This window comes from Natrinema longum (assembly GCF_017352095.1).
Classification (GTDB): Archaea; Halobacteriota; Halobacteria; order Halobacteriales; family Natrialbaceae; genus Natrinema; species Natrinema longum.
On sequence record NZ_CP071463.1, the window covers coordinates 2,200,225 to 2,216,106 of the forward strand.

Below are 15,882 nucleotides of genomic sequence, written 5' to 3' on the forward strand. Positions count from 1 at the left end.
CGCTCACGACGACGGTCGGCCCGCACAGTCGGGCCGATCGGGATTCGAGCCGGCCGACGATCTCGCTTCGAAACGGAGGTCCCAACTCGGTTCCGTTCGAACGGCCGGTATGAACCTCGCAGTCGGCAGCACGAATCCGGTCAAGATCGATGCGGTCGAGCGAACCCTCGAGCGATACGAGCCGACCGTAACCGCGGTCGACGTCGATTCCGGTGTCGACGAACAGCCACGGTCGATCGCGGAAACCGTCACCGGTGCCGAGAACCGCGCGCGACGAGCGCTCGCGGCGACCGACGCGGACTACGGGATCGGCCTCGAGGGCGGCGTCGCCCGACTCGGAGCGACGCCGGGACTGTCACTGATCATGTGGGGTGTGGCCACGGATGGTGAGCGGACGGAACGAGGCGGCGGCCCGACGCTTCGGCTTCCGGATCACGTCGCCGAGCGGCTCGCGGACGGTGCGGAGTTGGGGCCGGTGATGGACGACGTACTCGGAACGACGGGGGTCGCTACGGGGGCGGGAGCCGCCGGCGTGTTCACCGACGGCTTGACCGATCGGACGCGAGCGCTCGGCGAGGCAGTTGCGTGTTCGTTTGGCCCCTTGGTAACGACGGCTTACGAGACGGAACCCTAACAGTCCGCGATGGCGAGCGGTTTTCCTCGCGCGTCTCCGTTCGAGTCGAGTCGCTGCCCCCGTCGACCGGAAACGTTCACGAACAAAAGACACTCGCCGGAATACATATATTAACCAGCCGTACCAACGAAACCTTTCCGTCCAGTTAGTACCGAATTACTTGCCAGCAAAACCGCAAGAAGGCGACGGGTTAACCGCACGTACCAAACCCCCTAAGGGTGTTCCTGTCATCTGGACGAATATGAGCACTGCAATGGCCCCCGACCTCACGAGCAAACAACAGCGGATTCTGGAGTACTTCCGGAACAACGCGGCGACGAAGACGTACTTCAAATCCCGCCTCATCGGCCAAGAGCTCGGTATGACGGCCAAAGAGGTCGGCTCGAACATCACCGCGCTTCAGGAGGGCGACTACGATGTCGAGATCGAAAAATGGGGGTATTCCTCGAGTACCACCTGGAAAGTAAACTGTTGATGGGACTGGCGCGACACGAGTCCGGCGACGTCGTCTTTTACTGATCGTAACGACGTGACTACTATCGCGCGCCGAACACCCTTTGGTTCGGCGCTCCCTACATCGTCGCTGAATGACGGTGATACTATTCGATATGGACGGCGTCGTCCTCGAGGGCCCGCGAACGGACCCGCAGGTGTACGCCGACGCCGCGGACGCCGCGCTCGCCGCGCTCGAGGCCGATCCGACGCCGGCCCAGCGTCGCGACTGCAGAACGCACGACCACGAACTGATCCGGACGCGGTGTGCGGAACTCGGGATCGATCCCGCCCGGTTCTGGGAACTGAAAGAGAGCTACGCCTCGAGTGGGACCCACGATCGCCTTCGATCGGGCGAGCGTGCCACCTACAACGACATCGACGCGATTCGCGATCTCGCCGAACGGACGCGGATCGGGCTCGTCACCAACAATCGTCACGAAACCGCGGCATTCGTCGCGGGGTTCGTCGGAATCGATTTCGACGTCGTTCGGGGGCGAGCGCCGACGTTCGAGGGGTACGACCGGCGCAAGCCGGATCCCTACTACATCGAGGACGCGCTCGCGGCCCTCGGCGTCACCGACGGACTCTACGTCGGCGATTCCCCGAAAGACGTCACGGCCGGCCGAGCGGCCGGCCTCGAGACCGCTTTCCTCCGGCGGTCGCACAATCGCGACCACGAACTGCCGGCGGACGCGACCTACGAACTCGAGTCGTTGGCCGAACTGCCGCCGCTGATCGAATCGCCAGAATCGGCGTCGGCCGGACGGAAACCGCTTTCCCTCGAGTAACGGTCACTTACCCCTGGTACTCGAGGAACTGGTCCGCGTCTTTGGCGAGCGTCTGCGCGCGGTCGCCAAACGAGTCCGCGTGGCGGACGACCAGGACCAACACGGTCTCCGGTCGCTCGACCGCGTAGCCGTCTTCCCGGGAGAGCAAGCCGGCGTCCTCGAGTTGACCGGCGTACTTGCTCACCGTCGGTGCCGAGACGTCCAGCGCCTCGGCGAGGTCGCCGGCAGTCGCGTCCGACTGCAAGAGCAGTTCGATCAGCATGCCGCGGGGCGTTTCCCGGCGGAGATAGCCAAGCGCTCGCTTTTCGAACTCGTCGAACCGATCGGCCGTGACGAACCGCTTGTAGTCGCCGTCGCGGTACCGCTCGATGGCGTCGAGTTCCTCGAGGCGGCGGAGGTGGTGTTGGGTTTCGCCGGTCCCGAGTTGCAGGTCGTCACGGATCTTCGAGAAGTGCGCGCCGGGCGTCGTGGAGAGATAGCCCGCGATCGCATCGCGCGCGTCGCTCTCGCCCGTGTCAGCCGCCGCTGCGTCGGCGCGGCCGACCAGCGGGGAGGCGGCACCGAGGGCGGCGAATCGGCGCAGGGTCGCGCGTTTCTCGTCGTCGACCCCATCGGGCTTCGTCATTTCTACCTACCGTCTACAAGGGCACGACCCGTAAAACAGGTTTCGCTCCGCTTTGTTCACCGAATACGACTGGTTACGAATTCAATACGAGCCCCGTGATACAGCGAGTCGTCCCCGGTCAGTGTCCCGAGCCGGAACCCTCGCGTTCTTGCGGCCACATCTCGGGTCGGCCTACGTGAAGTCCGGCGAGCGAAGGGGAGCGGGACGAGTCGGTCGGGAGGGCGAAGACTCGTTACTCGCCGGTCGAGGGGTTGTCGGCGTCCGTCTCGTCGACCGGGATGTCGGTCCCGCCGTCGGCCTGGCTCTGGAAGTCCTGATCCATCTCCTCGATGACCTCGTCGGGATCGGAGATCTCCGCGGGGTCCTTGCCCTCCTTGATCGCCTGGGCTTCTTGCTCCATCGCTTCGACGTCCATATCGGCTTCCTGGTCGATCTCGCCGATGATCTCGGCGATGTCGTCCAGGCCGATCAGTTCGCGCGTCTCGTCGTCGAACTCGCGACTCTCGAGTTCCTGGCCGTCCGCCTCGACGTCGCTGCCCGAGAGGTGCTTGCCGTAGCGCCCGACCAGCGAGGTGAGTTCCTGGGGCATGACGAACGTCGTCGACTCGCCCTGGCCGATGTCGGCGAGCGTCTCCATCCCCTTGTCGATGACGGCGCGTTCGCCCATCGATTCGGCCGAGCGGGCACGCAGGACCGTCGAGATCGCGTCACCCTGTGCTTCCAGGATCTGGCTCTGTTTTTCACCCTGGGCACGGATGATCTCGCTTTGTTTGTCACCTTCGGCCTTCTCGACGGCGCTGCGGCGTTCACCCTGTGCCTCGAGGATCATGGCACGGCGTTTCCGCTCGGCGGAGGTCTGTTGCTCCATCGCACGCTGGACGTCCTTGGAGGGGTTGACCTCGCGGACTTCGACCGATTCGACGCGAATCCCCCACTCGTCGGTGGGTTCGTCGAGTTCCTCGCGGATGCGGGCGTTGATCTCCTGGCGCTTGTTCAGCGTGTCGTCGAGTTCCATGTCACCCAGCACGGCACGCAGCGTCGTCTGGGCGAGGTTCGAGACGGCACGCTTGTAGTCGTCGACCTGGAGGAACGCCTTCTTGGCGTCCATCACCTTGATGTAGACGACGGCGTCGGCCGTCACCGGCGAGTTGTCGCGGGTAATCGCTTCCTGTCGTGGCACGTCCAGCGTCTGCGTTCGCATGTCGAACCGATAGGTGTTCGAGACGAACGGCGGGACGAAGTTGATCCCCGGATCGAGCAGTTTGCGGTACTCGCCGAAGACGGTCAGGGTTCGTTTTTCGTAGGCGTCGACGATCTCGATCGCGCTCAACAGCGCGGCGACGACGACGACGAGGGCGAGGGCACCGACGAGCAGCACGGCACCGCCGACGGTTTGCATCGGGAACAGTTGTACCACCATATTTCGGACTTACGGCGGTGGGGAGAAAAACGTTCCCTTGTTTCGGCGACATATGTCGTCCGGTAGCACAGCAGGCCCCCGTGTCACCGTGTCGACCGCGCACTCGAGCCCGTCCCCGCTGTGGGGCTCAAGCCGACGGGCGCGGCCGGAGTGGACTCGTCGGCACGGCTGGGTGTCCTTAGCTCGATTTCTCGGTTTCCCGCTCGGTGTCGATCCCGGGTATCGATCCGTCGTCGTCGCGATCCGATTCGTCTCGCTCGCTCCGTGCTGCCGCATCGCGTGCGAGCGCGCGATCGATCTCGTCTTCGCCGAGCGCGTCGAGGGATTCGACCGTGAGCACGTTTCCGCCGCCCGGATCGAGGACGATGACCTCCTCGCCTTCCTCGATCGTGCCGCTGGTCGTCCGCGCGCTGTAGTAGGGAGCGAACCCGCCCTCGTCGAGTTTGACCTCGCCGCTGCGGGTCGTGACGGGTTCGGTGACGTACCCCGTCTTGCCGGACAGCGAATCCGAATCCGTCGTCTGAGCGGTCCCCTTCCCGCCGTAGAAGTCGAACTCCCGGTAGATGTAGGCCGCGACCATCCCGATACCGAGCGTCAGCGCCGCCAGTACGAGGACGTTCGCTGCGGGCGGAAAGAGGACGCCGATGAGGCCGGCCCCAACCAGCGCGATGCCGATGACGATGAGGTGGGCTCCGGGCGAAATCGCCTCCAGTACCATCAACACGAGCCCCGCCACCAACAGCAGGAGCGGCACGTTCCCCACGAGGGATTCGACCATACTAGAGGTATACTCCCGCCGGAGGTAAATGTTTGTCAACGACCATGGATCGGTGGTCGGGGACAGTCGTCGAAACCGACGAGTCACGCCCGGTACCCGCTCGACTGCCGACGCCCGTCCGGAGCGATCACCCCCTGTGGCGCGCTTTTCGATTGCTCTTTCGCCGCGAGGTGATCCCCGAGGGAACCCGGTCTCGAGCGTTCGACGGGGACGCCGTCTCGAGACTACTGGTCCGAATCCTTTTGGAACGTTTATGAACGTTCCGTGATATGGTGTGAGATACCATGACAGTATCAGGGCAGACGTACGATTACGTCATCGTCGGTGCGGGGCCGGCAGGCTGTGTCCTCGCGAACCGGTTGTCGGCCGACGCCGAGACGGACGTGCTGTTGCTCGAGGCCGGGGAACCCGATACGGAGCGCAAAATCGGGATTCCGGCGGCGTTCTCGGAGCTGTTCCAGTCGACCGTCGACTGGAACTATCACACCGAGGCGCAGTCGGAACTTCACGACAGGGACCTCTACTGGCCCCGCGGGAAGACCCTCGGGGGCTCGAGTTCGATCAACGCGATGATCTACATCCGCGGCCAGCCCGCGGACTACGACCACTGGGCGGAGCTGGGCAACGAGGGGTGGGGGTACGAAGACGTGCTGCCGTACTTCATGCGGGCCGAACACAACGAGCGCGGCCCCTCGGACTATCACGCGATCAGCGGGCCGCGGAACGTGGCGGATCCCCAGTCGCCGAACGAACTCAGCGAGGCGTTCGTCGCGGCCGGGCAAGCGGCGGGACTGCCACACAACGCGGACTTCAACGCGGGCGACCAGGCGGGCGTCGGGCTCTATCAGGTGACACAGGAGGATGGTCGTCGCCACAGCGGTGCCGACGCCTACCTGAAGCCCGTACTGGACCGCCCGAACCTGACTGCGGAGACGGGGGCACAGGCGACCCGAATCCGATTCGACGGCCAGGTGGCAGTCGGCGTCGAGTACGCTCGCACCGATGCCGACGGGGGTCCGGCGACGGTCGACGCAGCCCAGGAGGTCATCCTCTCGGCCGGGGCCGTCAACTCGCCCCAGTTACTGTTGCTCTCCGGTATCGGTCCGGCCGACCACCTCGCGGAACACGACATCCCCGTCGTCGCGGACCACCCGGGCGTCGGTCGAAACCTGCAGGATCACCTGCAGGCCGGCGTCGGCTACGAGTGCGAACGACCGATCAGCCTCGCGGACGCGGACTCGATCTGGAACCTCCTCACATTCTTGCTGTTGAAGCGGGGGCCGCTGACCTCGAACGTGGGGGAGGCCGGCGGGTTCGCGACCGTCTCCGAGACGGCCGACACCCCGGACGTTCAGTTCCACTTCGCCCCGTCGCACTTCGTCGAACACGGGCTCGATAACCCCGATGGCCACGGGTTCTCGCTGAACGTGCTTCGACTGCGACCGGAGAGCCGCGGTCGGATCGCGCTCGCGTCGGCCGACCCCTTCGACGACCCGGTCATCGATCCACAGTACCTGACCGAGGGGGCGGACCTCGAGGTGTTGCTCGAGGGTGTCAAACTGGTTCGGGAGATCCTGCGGGCCGAGCCGTTCGACGAGTATCGCGGGGCCGAGCTACTGCCGGGATCGGACGTCCGGACCGACGAGGAACTGATCGAACACATCCGCGAGACCGCCGAAACGCTGTATCACCCGGTCGGCACCTGCAAGATGGGCGACGACGACATGGCCGTCGTCGACGACCGGCTTCGGGTCCACGGCCTCGAAGGACTGCGCGTCGTCGACGCCTCGGTGATGCCGACGATTCCGAGCGGCAACACGGATGCGCCGACGACGATGATCGCCGAGAAGGCGGCCGATTTCGTTCGAAGCGGGACGTGACCGCGGTCGATCAGTACCCGTCGAGCTGAAATTAGCAGATGAACAACTATTTCACCTGACTTCCCCAATAGGACCGGTAGAGCCGACTCACGGCTCGGTATACCATGAACGTCGACGAATTCGTTACCGCGAACGAACCGAAGGATGGGGGCGAAACGTTTCAACTCGAGAACGGCAAACTGCTCGACATCACCCTCGACGGGACCATCATCGCCAAAGCCGGATCGATGATCGCCTACGACGGGGACATCTCCTTCGAGGGGAAGTCCTCGGCCGAAGGCGGGATTACGGGATTCCTCAAGGAGAAAGCGACCAGTGAGGGGACGCCCGTTATGGAGGCGACCGGAACTGGCCATCTCTACCTCGCGGATCAAGAAAAGAAGATCCAGGTGCTCGATCTCGATCCCGGACAGGAGATTTCGGTCAACGGCAACGACGTCCTCGCGTTCGAGTCGTCGGTCGACTACGAAATCCGGACGATCAATAGTATCGCTGGCTTCTCCGCTGGCGGACTGACGAACGTCTCGCTCGTCGGACCCGGTAGCGTCGCGATCACGACCCACGGCGAGCCACTCGTCCTGGAACCACCCGTCAGGACCGATCCCAGCGCGACCGTCGCCTGGAGCGGGACGACTCCCGGTAGTCACGTCGACAATGCCCTCTCGAACATGATCGGCCAATCCTCCGACGAAACCTACCAGCTCGAGTTTACGGGCTCGGACGGATTCGTCGTCGTCCAGCCCTACGAGGAGCAAACACCACAGCAGTAGCAGGCAGGAGCCACATCGCACCGTCCCACGTAGGAGTCGCCGACCAGTACGCGGTCGGAGACGATTTCCATGAGACGACAGGCGTTGGGCGCGATTTCGGCCGCGGTCGCACTGACACTGCCGTGGGTCGCCGTGATCGGGGCCACCGATATCCTCCCTTGGCTCGCGACAGCCACAGGGTTCGAGTATCGGGCCCCGGCCCTGCTCCGATCGCTGTCGACGCTGTGGACGGTGTTCGTGACTGGCCTCGCCGTGCTGGGGTCGGCGTTTCTGCTCGCGTGGGCGGCTGAAACCGCCGAGAAGGACGTGCCCCAGGCGTTCGCGATCGCCGTTCTGGCGGTCCTCGCAGTCGCCCCGGAGTACGCCGTCGACGCGCTCTACGCCTGGAACGCGGGCGTGTTCGCCGGGACCGAACGCGGGATCGAGGCCGGCAACTTGGCCGTCGCCAACATGACCGGCGCGAACCGAATCCTCATCGGCATCGGCTGGGCCGGCGTCGCCCTCTTTACGATCTATCGGCGGGGTTCGTCGACCGATCCCTCGGTCGAGAAACGCGACGGCCGCCTCTCGGATGTCGTCGTCCTCGATCGGGAGATCGGCCTCGAGGTCGTGTTCCTGCTGATCGCGACGCTCTGGGCGTTCCTCGTCCCGCTCAACGGCGGGATCGATATCTTCGACATGCTGTTTCTGGTCGGGCTCTACGTCTGCTACATCGCGGTCATCCTCCGTGGCGAAGTCGAACCGGACATGGACCACGTCGGCGTCCCGGCGTACCTACAGCGGTTGTCGAAACCGGCCCGGATCGCGACCGTCTTCGTGCTCTTTGCCTATTCGGGCGTGATGATCTTCACGGCCGTCGAACCCTTCGCTCACGGCCTCGAGTCACTCGGCGAGAGCGTCGGCATTCCTTCCTTCTTCATGATCCAGTGGATCGCGCCGCTGGCTTCCGAAGCGCCGGAACTCATCGTCGTCGTCTACCTGGTGAACAAGGCCCGCTCGACCGCGGGCTTCAACGCGCTCATTTCCTCGAAGCTCAACCAGTGGACGCTGCTCATCGGCACCCTCGTCGTCGTCCACTCGATCGCGCTGGGTCAGTACGGCGTCCTCGCGTTCGACTTCAAGCAGTCGGCGGAAATCTGGCTGACCGCCGCCCAGTCGTTCTTCGCCGTCTCCCTGTTGCTCCGCTTCGAGATCTCGGTCGGGGAAGCGGTCGTCTTACTTTCCTTGTTCCTCTCGCAGGTCTTCCTCGAGTTCGTCATCATCCGCGAGTTGGCCACGTTGCCGGTCTCGAGTACCGACCTGTTGCTCATCTACAGTGGGATCTACGTCGTGCTCGGGACGGCGCTGTTCGTCAGTCGGCGGCGAGCGTTCGGCCGTCTCGTCCGGCGAACCGCGGGGACGGTCGGCGATGCGATGTCGACCGGCGGCGAGCACCCCCACAGCGCCGACGACTGAGACGGCTATGGGGTCCCGGCGCTGCCTGACAGCGGTCCGTCTGAACGGGCTGGCCACAGACCTATGGGGGAGCCGATGGTGGCTCACATCGAACGATGGTCCCGATCGGATCACTGGGTCCCGAGACGATGCTCAGGCTGGTGTTCGCGATCGCCCTCGGACTCGTTCACCTCTTCGCCGGCCGGCTGGGGTTTGGCGGCCGCATTCCCCGGAGCCGCTGGCTGTCGGCCGCCGGTGGCGTCTCCGTCGCCTACGTGTTCGTCCACCTCCTCCCCGACGTCGGGGCGGCCGCGGCCACACTCGAGGCCTACGGGACGTCGACCGCCTTCGCCGAACACCACGGTTATCTGATCGCCCTGCTCGGGTTCGTCGTCTTCTACGGTCTCGAGCAACTCGCCCGACGAGCGAACACCGGTTCGAACGGGGACGAGGAGTCGTCCGGGACCGGCGTGTTCTGGATTCACGTCGGCTCGTTCGCCGCCTACAACGCGATCGTCGGTTATCTCCTCTGGGATCGCCAGCTCGGCAACCTGTTCTTCTACGTCGTCGCGATGGCACTGCACTTCGTCGGTATCGACGACGCGCTCCGAACGCACCACGGCGTCACGTACCACCGTCGGGGCCGCTGGCTCCTCTCGGCGGCGGTGATCGCCGGCTTCGCGAGCGGCTACGCCCTCGAGGATATCGGCCTCCTCATCGCGGTGTTCGTTCCGTTCCTCGCGGGTGGAATCATTCTCAACGTGATCAAAGAGGAGTTGCCCGCCGACCGCGAGAGCCGGTTCTGGTCGTTCGCGGTCGGGGCAGCGGGCTACGCAGCGTTGTTGCTGTTCGTGTGAGCGACTCCCGATTATAGGAGCCGGCCTCACAGTGCGAGGGTCGCGTCGTCTCGAGCAGTGACGGGCGGTCTCGATGCGATCGATATCGGCGGTGTCGAGAATTCCTCGAACGGGACCGTTTTGCCGTTCCGGTATAATCACCTGCTATGAAACTTCGACGCCCGCGCCGTCCGCGCGACTTTCGGCTCGCGGACTCGGCCCAGCAGATCGTCGGCGGGTTCCTGCTCGCGGGTCCGTTCGTGGTTACGGAAGAAGTCTGGGTCCTCGCCGGAAACATGCACGTTCTGCAGGCGCTGACGATCGTCGCTATCGTCTTCGCGATCGGCTACGCGGCGCTGTACAAGGCGGATACGACCCGCGACCTCGACGACGAACAGGAGGTCGCCGGCGTTCCGGTCCGCTTTATCTCGCTGATGGTCGTCACGTTCGGCTCGGTCACTGCACTCGCCCTCCTGTTCGGTGCCCCCGAGACGTTCCTCGAGGGTGCCACGACCGCCTGCAACCCCGTAGGCCTGTTTCGTGCGCCCGACCCGGTCCTCGAGAACGCCGCAACCTCCTGTGAACTCGTCTTGACCTCGTTCAAAGCGGTGACCGTCGGATCGGTGTTCAGCGTCGTCGGTGCGGCGACGGCCGACAGCATCTTCGCGAAGTGACCGCGACGCGGTTCGGGTTCGATCGGCCGACTCGGAACGGCCGGAGCGACGGGCTGGCCGTACAGTGGTCGCGTATCAGAGATGCGACCTGTCGTACGACTCCTCGGAGCGCTCCGCGTGTGAGTTGCCACACTCGCTACACTCGAGTCGTTCCATGTTGTCCATCGAGACGTCGAGCGAGCCACAGTTCGCACAGTAGTATCCGTACTGTTCGGTGTGGGCTTCGTCTTCGTAGGTGCCGAAAAACGGTGCTGCAGTCCCCGACTCTTCTTCCCCCCGGTCGACGTACACCGTTTCGTCGCCCGCAGTTGCCGTCAGGTGCCCGTCCGTCCGCTCCGTTTCGGGGAACGTCGCTGGCTCCGCGTTCTCCCCGGCCGCCGAATCAGTCTCCCTCGACTCCGTCGGGAGATCCACGTCGACGTCCGAATCGGTGTACACGTACTTCACGAGGGACTCGCCGGCGACTTCGATACGCAGATCGCCGTCGTGCTCGAGGCCGAACCGTTCGACGAAGTCGTGGCCTTCGGTGTTGGCCTCGAGGACGGTGACACAGACGTGATCGACACCGCGATCGCGGAGGGTTTCGGTCGCGGCGTCGTATAGCGCCGTCCCGATGCCCTGTCCTCGATGCTCCGGATCGACGAACAGCCAGTTTACCTCGCCCCACTCGTCCTCGAGGCGTCCTTCGACGAAGCCGGTGATGGTCTCGCCCTCGATGTTCTCGCCGCTCTCGGCGACGTAGAGGACGGTGTCCTCGTCGTCGATCTTCTCCGTGACGGCGTCGTCGTCGAACTGGCCGTCGGTAATACCGTCGATCCGGCCCGGGCTGAGCCTGAACGAGGTCGTCATCGAACTGTCCACGACGGCTCGAATTCGCTCGGCTTCCGCCGACTCCGGCTCCCGAATCTCCATACCGGTGAGTGGGTATCGATCCGGATAAGATGGCTGCCGGCGGGTACATGCGGAGGTCTGGGCTGACTCGAAGCGAGAGTCAGTACGTCGGCCACCGTCGAGTCCCCGTCGTGTGTCTCGAGCCTGCTGGGTGAGCGATTCGCCTCGAGTACCGCCAGGATCGGAGACGTGCAGCGACCCGGGTCGGAGAGACTGGTGTTCGCCGGCCGTCGGATTCGACAGCAGTCGCGAGCCACAGCGGTCGTCGGACGGGAGGGTCCCCCTCGAGTACAACGAGCGTTAGTTGCCGCTCCCGGTAACGACGACCGGGCGGTCGGAATTGAGAATAATGCCCTGCGTGGTACTGCCGAAGATCGCCTTCCCCACGGGTGAGCGTTTCCGACCGCCGAGGACGATCGAATCGACGTCGGAAGCCTCGGCTTCCTCGAGGATGTCTTCCTCAGTGTCGCCGCTGTCCTCGAGGATCGTCACGTCGACGCCGGCTTCCTCGAGGGCTTCCTGGGCGCGGCGGACCGAGCCGATCCGCGAGGCGGATTTGAAGTTCTCGAACTCCTTGGGGAGCTCCTCGCTGTCCCCGGTGAAGACGAACAGAATGTACGCTTCGACTGTGTCCGCGGCGTTCGGAAGCGATGCGACGTACTCGGCCTGTGCCAGCGCACGGTCCTCGCTGGTATCGACCGGCATCAACACGCGATACATGGACAGGCATTGGCATGGTGTGATTATAAAACCGACTCTCACTCTTGCCGTCTCGGAGCCGTCGGCGGCGACGTCAGTCGTCGGTCGCCTCGTCGTCGGTCGCTTCGCCCGTTTCGCCGTCGCCGGTCCCGTCGTCAGTCGTTTCGGCCGTTTCGTCGTCGGTCGCTTCGCCCTCGACTGAGACTTCGGCTTCGACTTCGATCGTCAGCCCACCGGCCTCGAGTTCGCCCTCGAACTCGCGTTCGTCGCCGACCTCGATCTCGAGTTCGGTGGAGTCCACTTCGACTTCGACCTCGACGTCGACGGTGACTTCTTCGTCCATATCGGTCCTTCGCCGGGCTCCCCTAAAGGAATATCGCGGGATTTCGAGGATCGACGGCGCGCATCGAGTCGGGACCGACCGGCGCTCTCCCGGAACATACTTTTAGGCTGGCCGAAAACAGTGGGTATGACCGATCCCGTCCGGGTAACGCTCGAGGGAGACGACGAATCGACATCCGCTCGCGTCTACGACGACGAAGGGGACGTCTCGATCGAGAACGCGACGTTTCGATTCAGCGTGACGGGTAGAAGCGAGGGCGACGAGATCGATCACGACGCCCTCGACGGCGACGCGACCGCCACCGACGAGCCGCGTCGGATCGCCCCGCTCGCCGACGTGCCCGCGAACGGCACGTTGCGGTGTGAGGCCCGATCCGGGGCTCGCGGGACGGAACTGATCCTCCAGCGGCAGGGTGAGGACGCCGTCGCGTGGCGGAATTCCTGTCCCCACAAACCGGACGTCCGGCTCGATCCTGGTTCCGGTGCGATCGTCACGGACGACCAGCTCGTGTGTCACGAACACGGCGCGCGCTTCGAGTGCGGCGACGGCGTCTGTACGGCCGGGCCGTGTCGTGGCGACGCGCTCGAGTCGATCGCCGTCGCGGTTCGCGACGGAACGGTCTACCTGACCGACGATCGATTCGAGTCGTGCAATCGACTGGACGATCCCGCCGCGTGACGCCACCTGGATATAGTGGCCGTTCGTCCAGCTTTCTACCCACTTGTATGGGTGTTCAAGTATAAATTACCGCGCCCTTCTTTTACTACTCACTCCAACCTAGGGTATGTCTCCACCTATCAACGATGCCATTACGATCTTGCTAATCGAGCCCAACCCCGGCGACGCACGGCTGTTCTCCGAGTCCTTCGCCGATGCGAACGTCGCGAGCGAGATCCACGCTGCCGCCGACGGCGAGACGGCGCTCGATTTCGTCTACCAGCGCAACGAGCACGCAGACAGCCCGCGGCCGGACATGATCTTGCTCGACTTCCGGCTCCCCGACGTCGACGGTGCCGATATCCTTTCGGAGCTCAAGGCGGAACCGGCGCTGCGATCGATCCCCGTGATCGTGATGACGAGTTCCGCATCCGAAGCGGACATCGCCCGCTCGTACGACCTCCACGCGAACGCGTACGTCCGGAAACCGATCGAGCCCGACGAGTTCGTCGAGCTCGGCCGATCGTTCGAGGACTTCTGGCTGACGTTCGTCCGCTTTCCCGCCGACCGGACCTGTAGTAGCTACTGAAACGATTGATACATTGATCGCAACGCCGTCATTCGGTCGGGTGTGCAGTGACTTTCGGTGACCACTATAACGAATCCGCCGAGCCTACGATTCGAGCCAGTCGGGAACGTCGTTGATCGACTCGAGGACCGCCGCCGCGCCCTCGCGCTCGTACTTCCGCCGGCCCTCCTCGCCGGTCAGCCCCCCGGTCAGGACGCCGATGCCGTGGTACTCCCGATCCGAATCGGCCTCGTTGGCATTGACTGCCGTCCTGACGTCGTCCAAGGTATCACCGACGAAGACGGCGCTTGTCGCCTCGAATCGTTCCGCGAGCGTCGTCAGCGCGCGCGGATGCGGTTTCCCTTCCTCCCAGTCGTCCATCGTAAAGCGGTGCGCGACGGGAATCGCGTCGTCGAGTCCCACCCGCTCGAGGGCGATCTCGGCTTCGGCCGCCGGCCGGCCGGTCAGGACGCCCACGTCGTACCCCTCGAGCAGCCGGTCGCGGGCGTCGGCCTCGAGCAAGACCGGCTCGTCGTGAATGAACCCGGTGGTCTCGCGGTCGAGGTCCGGCTCGCCGCCCTCGAGACCGCGATAGAGTTCGTCCCCGAGGTACAGCTGCTGGAAGACGTCCCGAAGCCGCGTCCGGTCTAACCGCCCGGTCACGCGCTGGGTGGCCCGCGCGCCGATCGCGTCGCGTACGACGGTTTCGGCGGCCTCGAACCCGCCACCCGCGGCGGCGATCTCGTCGGTGAACGCCTCGAGCGACCGGTCGTAGCCCTCCGCGGCCGCGAGGACGTAGAGGGCGGCAGCGTCGGTCAGCTCCCAGTCGTTGTTGAACCCGCCCGCGTCTTTGAACTCCTGAATGTCGGCTTTGCGGATCGTCCGGTCGTAGACCGCTTCGACGGACTCGACGATCGCGCGCCGATAGGAGTCGGCGACGTCGACGAGCACGCCGTCGATGTCCAGGACGACGGCATCTGCGTTCATACTCCCCCAGACGGCCCGCCGAAAATAAAGCCCACCCGTTTTACGGTCGCCAGAACATTCTTGGGACCGCTGTCCGATGAGCAGGCATGAGTAGTGCGGCCCGATCGCTCTCGGAACCGCAGGTGCTGGCTCACACGAAGCGGCGGCTCTTTCCCGCGGCCGACGAGTCGACCGCCTACGCGGTGGCCGACACCCAGTTCTCGATGGCGGAGTGGCTCCCCGGCCGGCCAGTCGATCCCGCCGTTCGGGACTGTCTGGCACCGTTCAACCACGTTCGGATCGGCGGCGGCTATCCCGACCTCGTGGGGGTTCGCACCCTCGAGTCCGACCTCCTCGCCGTCGAGCGGCTGGGCGAGGAACCGCCGCTGATCGCCGTGGAGGCGAAAGGGGAGACCAGCGGCGGCGTCGATACGCAGCGCGGAATCCTCCAGGCCTACGATCGGCTCCACGAGGCGAACGCGGCCTATCTCGCCGCGCCCGCGACTGCGATCTCCGAGACCGACCGGACGCTCGCGCGGGAACTGAACGTCGGCGTACTCGGGGTCGATTCCGCGGGGGAGGTGGATGCACTCGAGGTGCCCCGCGTCGTCGGGAATCGGACGACGACCGAGGCGACGGCGCTGCGGTTTCAGGCGAGCGCGCAGGGCGTCGCCGACGCGTCGTTCGGCCTGAACCATCCGAAGAACTATCTGGGGTATCCGCTGGCCCACTACGCGGCCGGCGATACCGGGGCGTTGCTGTCGGAGTACAAGGTCGTAAGCGCCGTCGATAGCGCCCGGCAGGGAGCCGCCTTCCTCGGACTGATCGAGGAGGGGGTCGGTGTCGAGGGCAGCGCGAGTGTCGAACTGACCTCGCTGGGCGAGGAAGTCGTCCGGTTCGCGACGGGCCGTTACGGATCCGTCGAGGCGGCCCTCGAGGAGTTCGAGACCTGGTATCGGTCGGGAAAACGGTTCGTCGATCTCGCGCCGGCGTGGGGGCAGTTAGCCCGCCGCGTGCTGTTCGACTACGAGGCGACGGCGCTGCTCGTCCGCGAACTCCAGTGCATGCACGACGACGGGATCACGGAGCCGTCGCTCGTGGACGTCGTGGAGTACTTACACGAGTTGCACCCGTCGTTCACCGTCGAACTGTTCCTCCGCGGGGCCGACGGCGTCCGGCGTCGCGTGCTGACCGAGGACGGCGAGCTCCGGCCTGCGGCGCTCGAGGACGGCTCCGTCTACCACTCGCCGACGGTGTTCCAACTGAAGGCGATGCTGTACCACAGCGGAATTCTCACTCACCGTGGGGCGGAACCGAGTCGGCTCGAGCCACTCGAGGACGTCTGGGCGCTTCGGGAGCCGGTCTGAGCTGGTTTGGTTCCGAGTACTCGAGACGTCACCGTGCGAAAGCGCGTATCGCTAGCC

18 protein-coding genes are annotated in these 15,882 nt (G+C 65.0%); 11 read left to right on the top strand and 7 right to left on the bottom strand.

Annotation, left to right across the window (positions count from 1 at the left end):
* Window positions 1–109: 109 nt before the first annotated feature.
* From J0X27_RS10825 to J0X27_RS10835, 3 genes are all read left to right on the top strand, one after another.
* Window positions 110–634 carry a DUF84 family protein gene (locus tag J0X27_RS10825; protein ID WP_207269210.1) on the top strand — a complete coding sequence of 175 codons (525 nt, stop codon included), beginning with the start codon at window positions 110–112 and terminating at the stop codon, window positions 632–634.
* A gap of 253 nt (window positions 635–887) precedes the next feature.
* Complete coding sequence (locus J0X27_RS10830) at window positions 888–1,109, top strand: DUF7123 family protein (protein ID WP_097380619.1); 222 nt, start codon at window positions 888–890, stop codon at window positions 1,107–1,109.
* A gap of 112 nt (window positions 1,110–1,221) precedes the next feature.
* Window positions 1,222–1,917 (top strand): HAD family hydrolase, encoded by a 696-nt coding sequence (locus J0X27_RS10835; RefSeq protein ID WP_207269211.1) that lies wholly within the window; start codon window positions 1,222–1,224, stop codon window positions 1,915–1,917.
* Between the two features lie 7 nt (window positions 1,918–1,924).
* On the opposite strand, the gene J0X27_RS10840 is transcribed toward J0X27_RS10835, so the two are convergent.
* The 3 genes from J0X27_RS10840 to J0X27_RS10850 form a co-directional block, all read right to left on the bottom strand.
* Window positions 1,925–2,542, bottom strand: coding sequence for a winged helix-turn-helix transcriptional regulator (locus tag J0X27_RS10840; protein WP_097380617.1), 618 nt, complete (start codon window positions 2,540–2,542; stop codon window positions 1,925–1,927).
* Between the two features lie 232 nt (window positions 2,543–2,774).
* The gene (locus J0X27_RS10845) at window positions 2,775–3,962 is read right to left on the bottom strand and encodes an SPFH domain-containing protein (RefSeq protein WP_207269212.1); all 1,188 of its coding nucleotides are present in this window, start codon (window positions 3,960–3,962) and stop codon (window positions 2,775–2,777) included.
* A 178-nt stretch (window positions 3,963–4,140) separates the two neighbouring features.
* The gene (locus J0X27_RS10850) at window positions 4,141–4,740 is read right to left on the bottom strand and encodes an NfeD family protein (RefSeq protein ID WP_207269213.1); all 600 of its coding nucleotides are present in this window, start codon (window positions 4,738–4,740) and stop codon (window positions 4,141–4,143) included.
* A 284-nt stretch (window positions 4,741–5,024) separates the two neighbouring features.
* On the opposite strand from J0X27_RS10850, the gene J0X27_RS10855 reads away from it, so the two are divergent.
* The 5 genes from J0X27_RS10855 to J0X27_RS10875 all read left to right on the top strand — a co-directional run bounded on the left by J0X27_RS10855 (window position 5,025) and on the right by J0X27_RS10875 (window position 10,334).
* Window positions 5,025–6,620, top strand: a complete 1,596-nt coding sequence (locus tag J0X27_RS10855) for a GMC family oxidoreductase (RefSeq protein WP_207269214.1) — start codon at window positions 5,025–5,027, stop codon at window positions 6,618–6,620.
* Window positions 6,621–6,724: 104 nt separating this feature from the next.
* Window positions 6,725–7,390 (top strand): AIM24 family protein, encoded by a 666-nt coding sequence (locus tag J0X27_RS10860; RefSeq protein ID WP_207269215.1) that lies wholly within the window; start codon window positions 6,725–6,727, stop codon window positions 7,388–7,390.
* Window positions 7,391–7,459: 69 nt separating this feature from the next.
* On the top strand, window positions 7,460–8,845 hold the full coding sequence (locus tag J0X27_RS10865; RefSeq protein ID WP_207269216.1) for a sodium:calcium antiporter: 1,386 nt from the start codon (window positions 7,460–7,462) through the stop codon (window positions 8,843–8,845).
* Between the two features lie 95 nt (window positions 8,846–8,940).
* Complete coding sequence (locus J0X27_RS10870) at window positions 8,941–9,681, top strand: hypothetical protein (RefSeq protein WP_207269217.1); 741 nt, start codon at window positions 8,941–8,943, stop codon at window positions 9,679–9,681.
* 146 nt (window positions 9,682–9,827) lie between these two features.
* Window positions 9,828–10,334 (top strand): DUF2391 family protein, encoded by a 507-nt coding sequence (locus J0X27_RS10875; RefSeq protein WP_207269218.1) that lies wholly within the window; start codon window positions 9,828–9,830, stop codon window positions 10,332–10,334.
* Window positions 10,335–10,409: 75 nt separating this feature from the next.
* Here J0X27_RS10875 and J0X27_RS10880 read toward each other — a convergent pair whose 3' ends face one another.
* The 3 genes from J0X27_RS10880 to J0X27_RS10890 all read right to left on the bottom strand — a co-directional run bounded on the left by J0X27_RS10880 (window position 10,410) and on the right by J0X27_RS10890 (window position 12,267).
* Window positions 10,410–11,246, bottom strand: coding sequence for a GNAT family N-acetyltransferase (locus J0X27_RS10880; RefSeq protein ID WP_207269219.1), 837 nt, complete (start codon window positions 11,244–11,246; stop codon window positions 10,410–10,412).
* A 279-nt stretch (window positions 11,247–11,525) separates the two neighbouring features.
* Complete coding sequence (locus J0X27_RS10885) at window positions 11,526–11,945, bottom strand: universal stress protein (RefSeq protein ID WP_207269220.1); 420 nt, start codon at window positions 11,943–11,945, stop codon at window positions 11,526–11,528.
* Between the two features lie 73 nt (window positions 11,946–12,018).
* On the bottom strand, window positions 12,019–12,267 hold the full coding sequence (locus tag J0X27_RS10890) for a hypothetical protein (RefSeq protein WP_207272111.1): 249 nt from the start codon (window positions 12,265–12,267) through the stop codon (window positions 12,019–12,021).
* Between the two features lie 126 nt (window positions 12,268–12,393).
* Between J0X27_RS10890 and J0X27_RS10895 the strand changes: the two genes are divergently transcribed.
* Entirely contained in the window at window positions 12,394–12,945 is a 552-nt protein-coding gene (locus J0X27_RS10895) for a Rieske (2Fe-2S) protein (RefSeq protein WP_207269221.1), read from the top strand.
* Window positions 12,946–13,051: 106 nt separating this feature from the next.
* Window positions 13,052–13,513 carry a response regulator gene (locus J0X27_RS10900; RefSeq protein WP_207269222.1) on the top strand — a complete coding sequence of 154 codons (462 nt, stop codon included), beginning with the start codon at window positions 13,052–13,054 and terminating at the stop codon, window positions 13,511–13,513.
* A gap of 84 nt (window positions 13,514–13,597) precedes the next feature.
* Here the strand turns inward: J0X27_RS10900 and J0X27_RS10905 are convergent, their stop codons facing one another.
* Window positions 13,598–14,479, bottom strand: a complete 882-nt coding sequence (locus J0X27_RS10905) for a TIGR01548 family HAD-type hydrolase (RefSeq protein ID WP_207269223.1) — start codon at window positions 14,477–14,479, stop codon at window positions 13,598–13,600.
* Window positions 14,480–14,565: 86 nt separating this feature from the next.
* On the opposite strand from J0X27_RS10905, the gene J0X27_RS10910 reads away from it, so the two are divergent.
* On the top strand, window positions 14,566–15,825 hold the full coding sequence (locus J0X27_RS10910) for a hypothetical protein (protein ID WP_207269224.1): 1,260 nt from the start codon (window positions 14,566–14,568) through the stop codon (window positions 15,823–15,825).
* The last annotated feature ends 57 nt before the right edge of the window (window positions 15,826–15,882 follow it).

What these genes read in the sequence shown, in the direction of transcription:
- J0X27_RS10825 (WP_207269210.1), top strand. Translation starts at nt 110, where the DNA reads ATGAACCTCGCAGTCGGCAGCACGAATCCGGTCAAGATCGATGCGGTC.
- J0X27_RS10830 (WP_097380619.1), top strand. Translation starts at nt 888, where the DNA reads ATGGCCCCCGACCTCACGAGCAAACAACAGCGGATTCTGGAGTACTTC.
- J0X27_RS10835 (WP_207269211.1), top strand. Translation starts at nt 1,222, where the DNA reads ATGACGGTGATACTATTCGATATGGACGGCGTCGTCCTCGAGGGCCCG.
- J0X27_RS10840 (WP_097380617.1), bottom strand. Translation starts at nt 2,542, where the DNA reads ATGACGAAGCCCGATGGGGTCGACGACGAGAAACGCGCGACCCTGCGC.
- J0X27_RS10845 (WP_207269212.1), bottom strand. Translation starts at nt 3,962, where the DNA reads ATGGTGGTACAACTGTTCCCGATGCAAACCGTCGGCGGTGCCGTGCTG.
- J0X27_RS10850 (WP_207269213.1), bottom strand. Translation starts at nt 4,740, where the DNA reads ATGGTCGAATCCCTCGTGGGGAACGTGCCGCTCCTGCTGTTGGTGGCG.
- J0X27_RS10855 (WP_207269214.1), top strand. Translation starts at nt 5,025, where the DNA reads ATGACAGTATCAGGGCAGACGTACGATTACGTCATCGTCGGTGCGGGG.
- J0X27_RS10860 (WP_207269215.1), top strand. Translation starts at nt 6,725, where the DNA reads ATGAACGTCGACGAATTCGTTACCGCGAACGAACCGAAGGATGGGGGC.
- J0X27_RS10865 (WP_207269216.1), top strand. Translation starts at nt 7,460, where the DNA reads ATGAGACGACAGGCGTTGGGCGCGATTTCGGCCGCGGTCGCACTGACA.
- J0X27_RS10870 (WP_207269217.1), top strand. Translation starts at nt 8,941, where the DNA reads ATGGTCCCGATCGGATCACTGGGTCCCGAGACGATGCTCAGGCTGGTG.
- J0X27_RS10875 (WP_207269218.1), top strand. Translation starts at nt 9,828, where the DNA reads ATGAAACTTCGACGCCCGCGCCGTCCGCGCGACTTTCGGCTCGCGGAC.
- J0X27_RS10880 (WP_207269219.1), bottom strand. Translation starts at nt 11,246, where the DNA reads ATGGAGATTCGGGAGCCGGAGTCGGCGGAAGCCGAGCGAATTCGAGCC.
- J0X27_RS10885 (WP_207269220.1), bottom strand. Translation starts at nt 11,945, where the DNA reads ATGTATCGCGTGTTGATGCCGGTCGATACCAGCGAGGACCGTGCGCTG.
- J0X27_RS10890 (WP_207272111.1), bottom strand. Translation starts at nt 12,267, where the DNA reads ATGGACGAAGAAGTCACCGTCGACGTCGAGGTCGAAGTCGAAGTGGAC.
- J0X27_RS10895 (WP_207269221.1), top strand. Translation starts at nt 12,394, where the DNA reads ATGACCGATCCCGTCCGGGTAACGCTCGAGGGAGACGACGAATCGACA.
- J0X27_RS10900 (WP_207269222.1), top strand. Translation starts at nt 13,052, where the DNA reads ATGTCTCCACCTATCAACGATGCCATTACGATCTTGCTAATCGAGCCC.
- J0X27_RS10905 (WP_207269223.1), bottom strand. Translation starts at nt 14,479, where the DNA reads ATGAACGCAGATGCCGTCGTCCTGGACATCGACGGCGTGCTCGTCGAC.
- J0X27_RS10910 (WP_207269224.1), top strand. Translation starts at nt 14,566, where the DNA reads ATGAGTAGTGCGGCCCGATCGCTCTCGGAACCGCAGGTGCTGGCTCAC.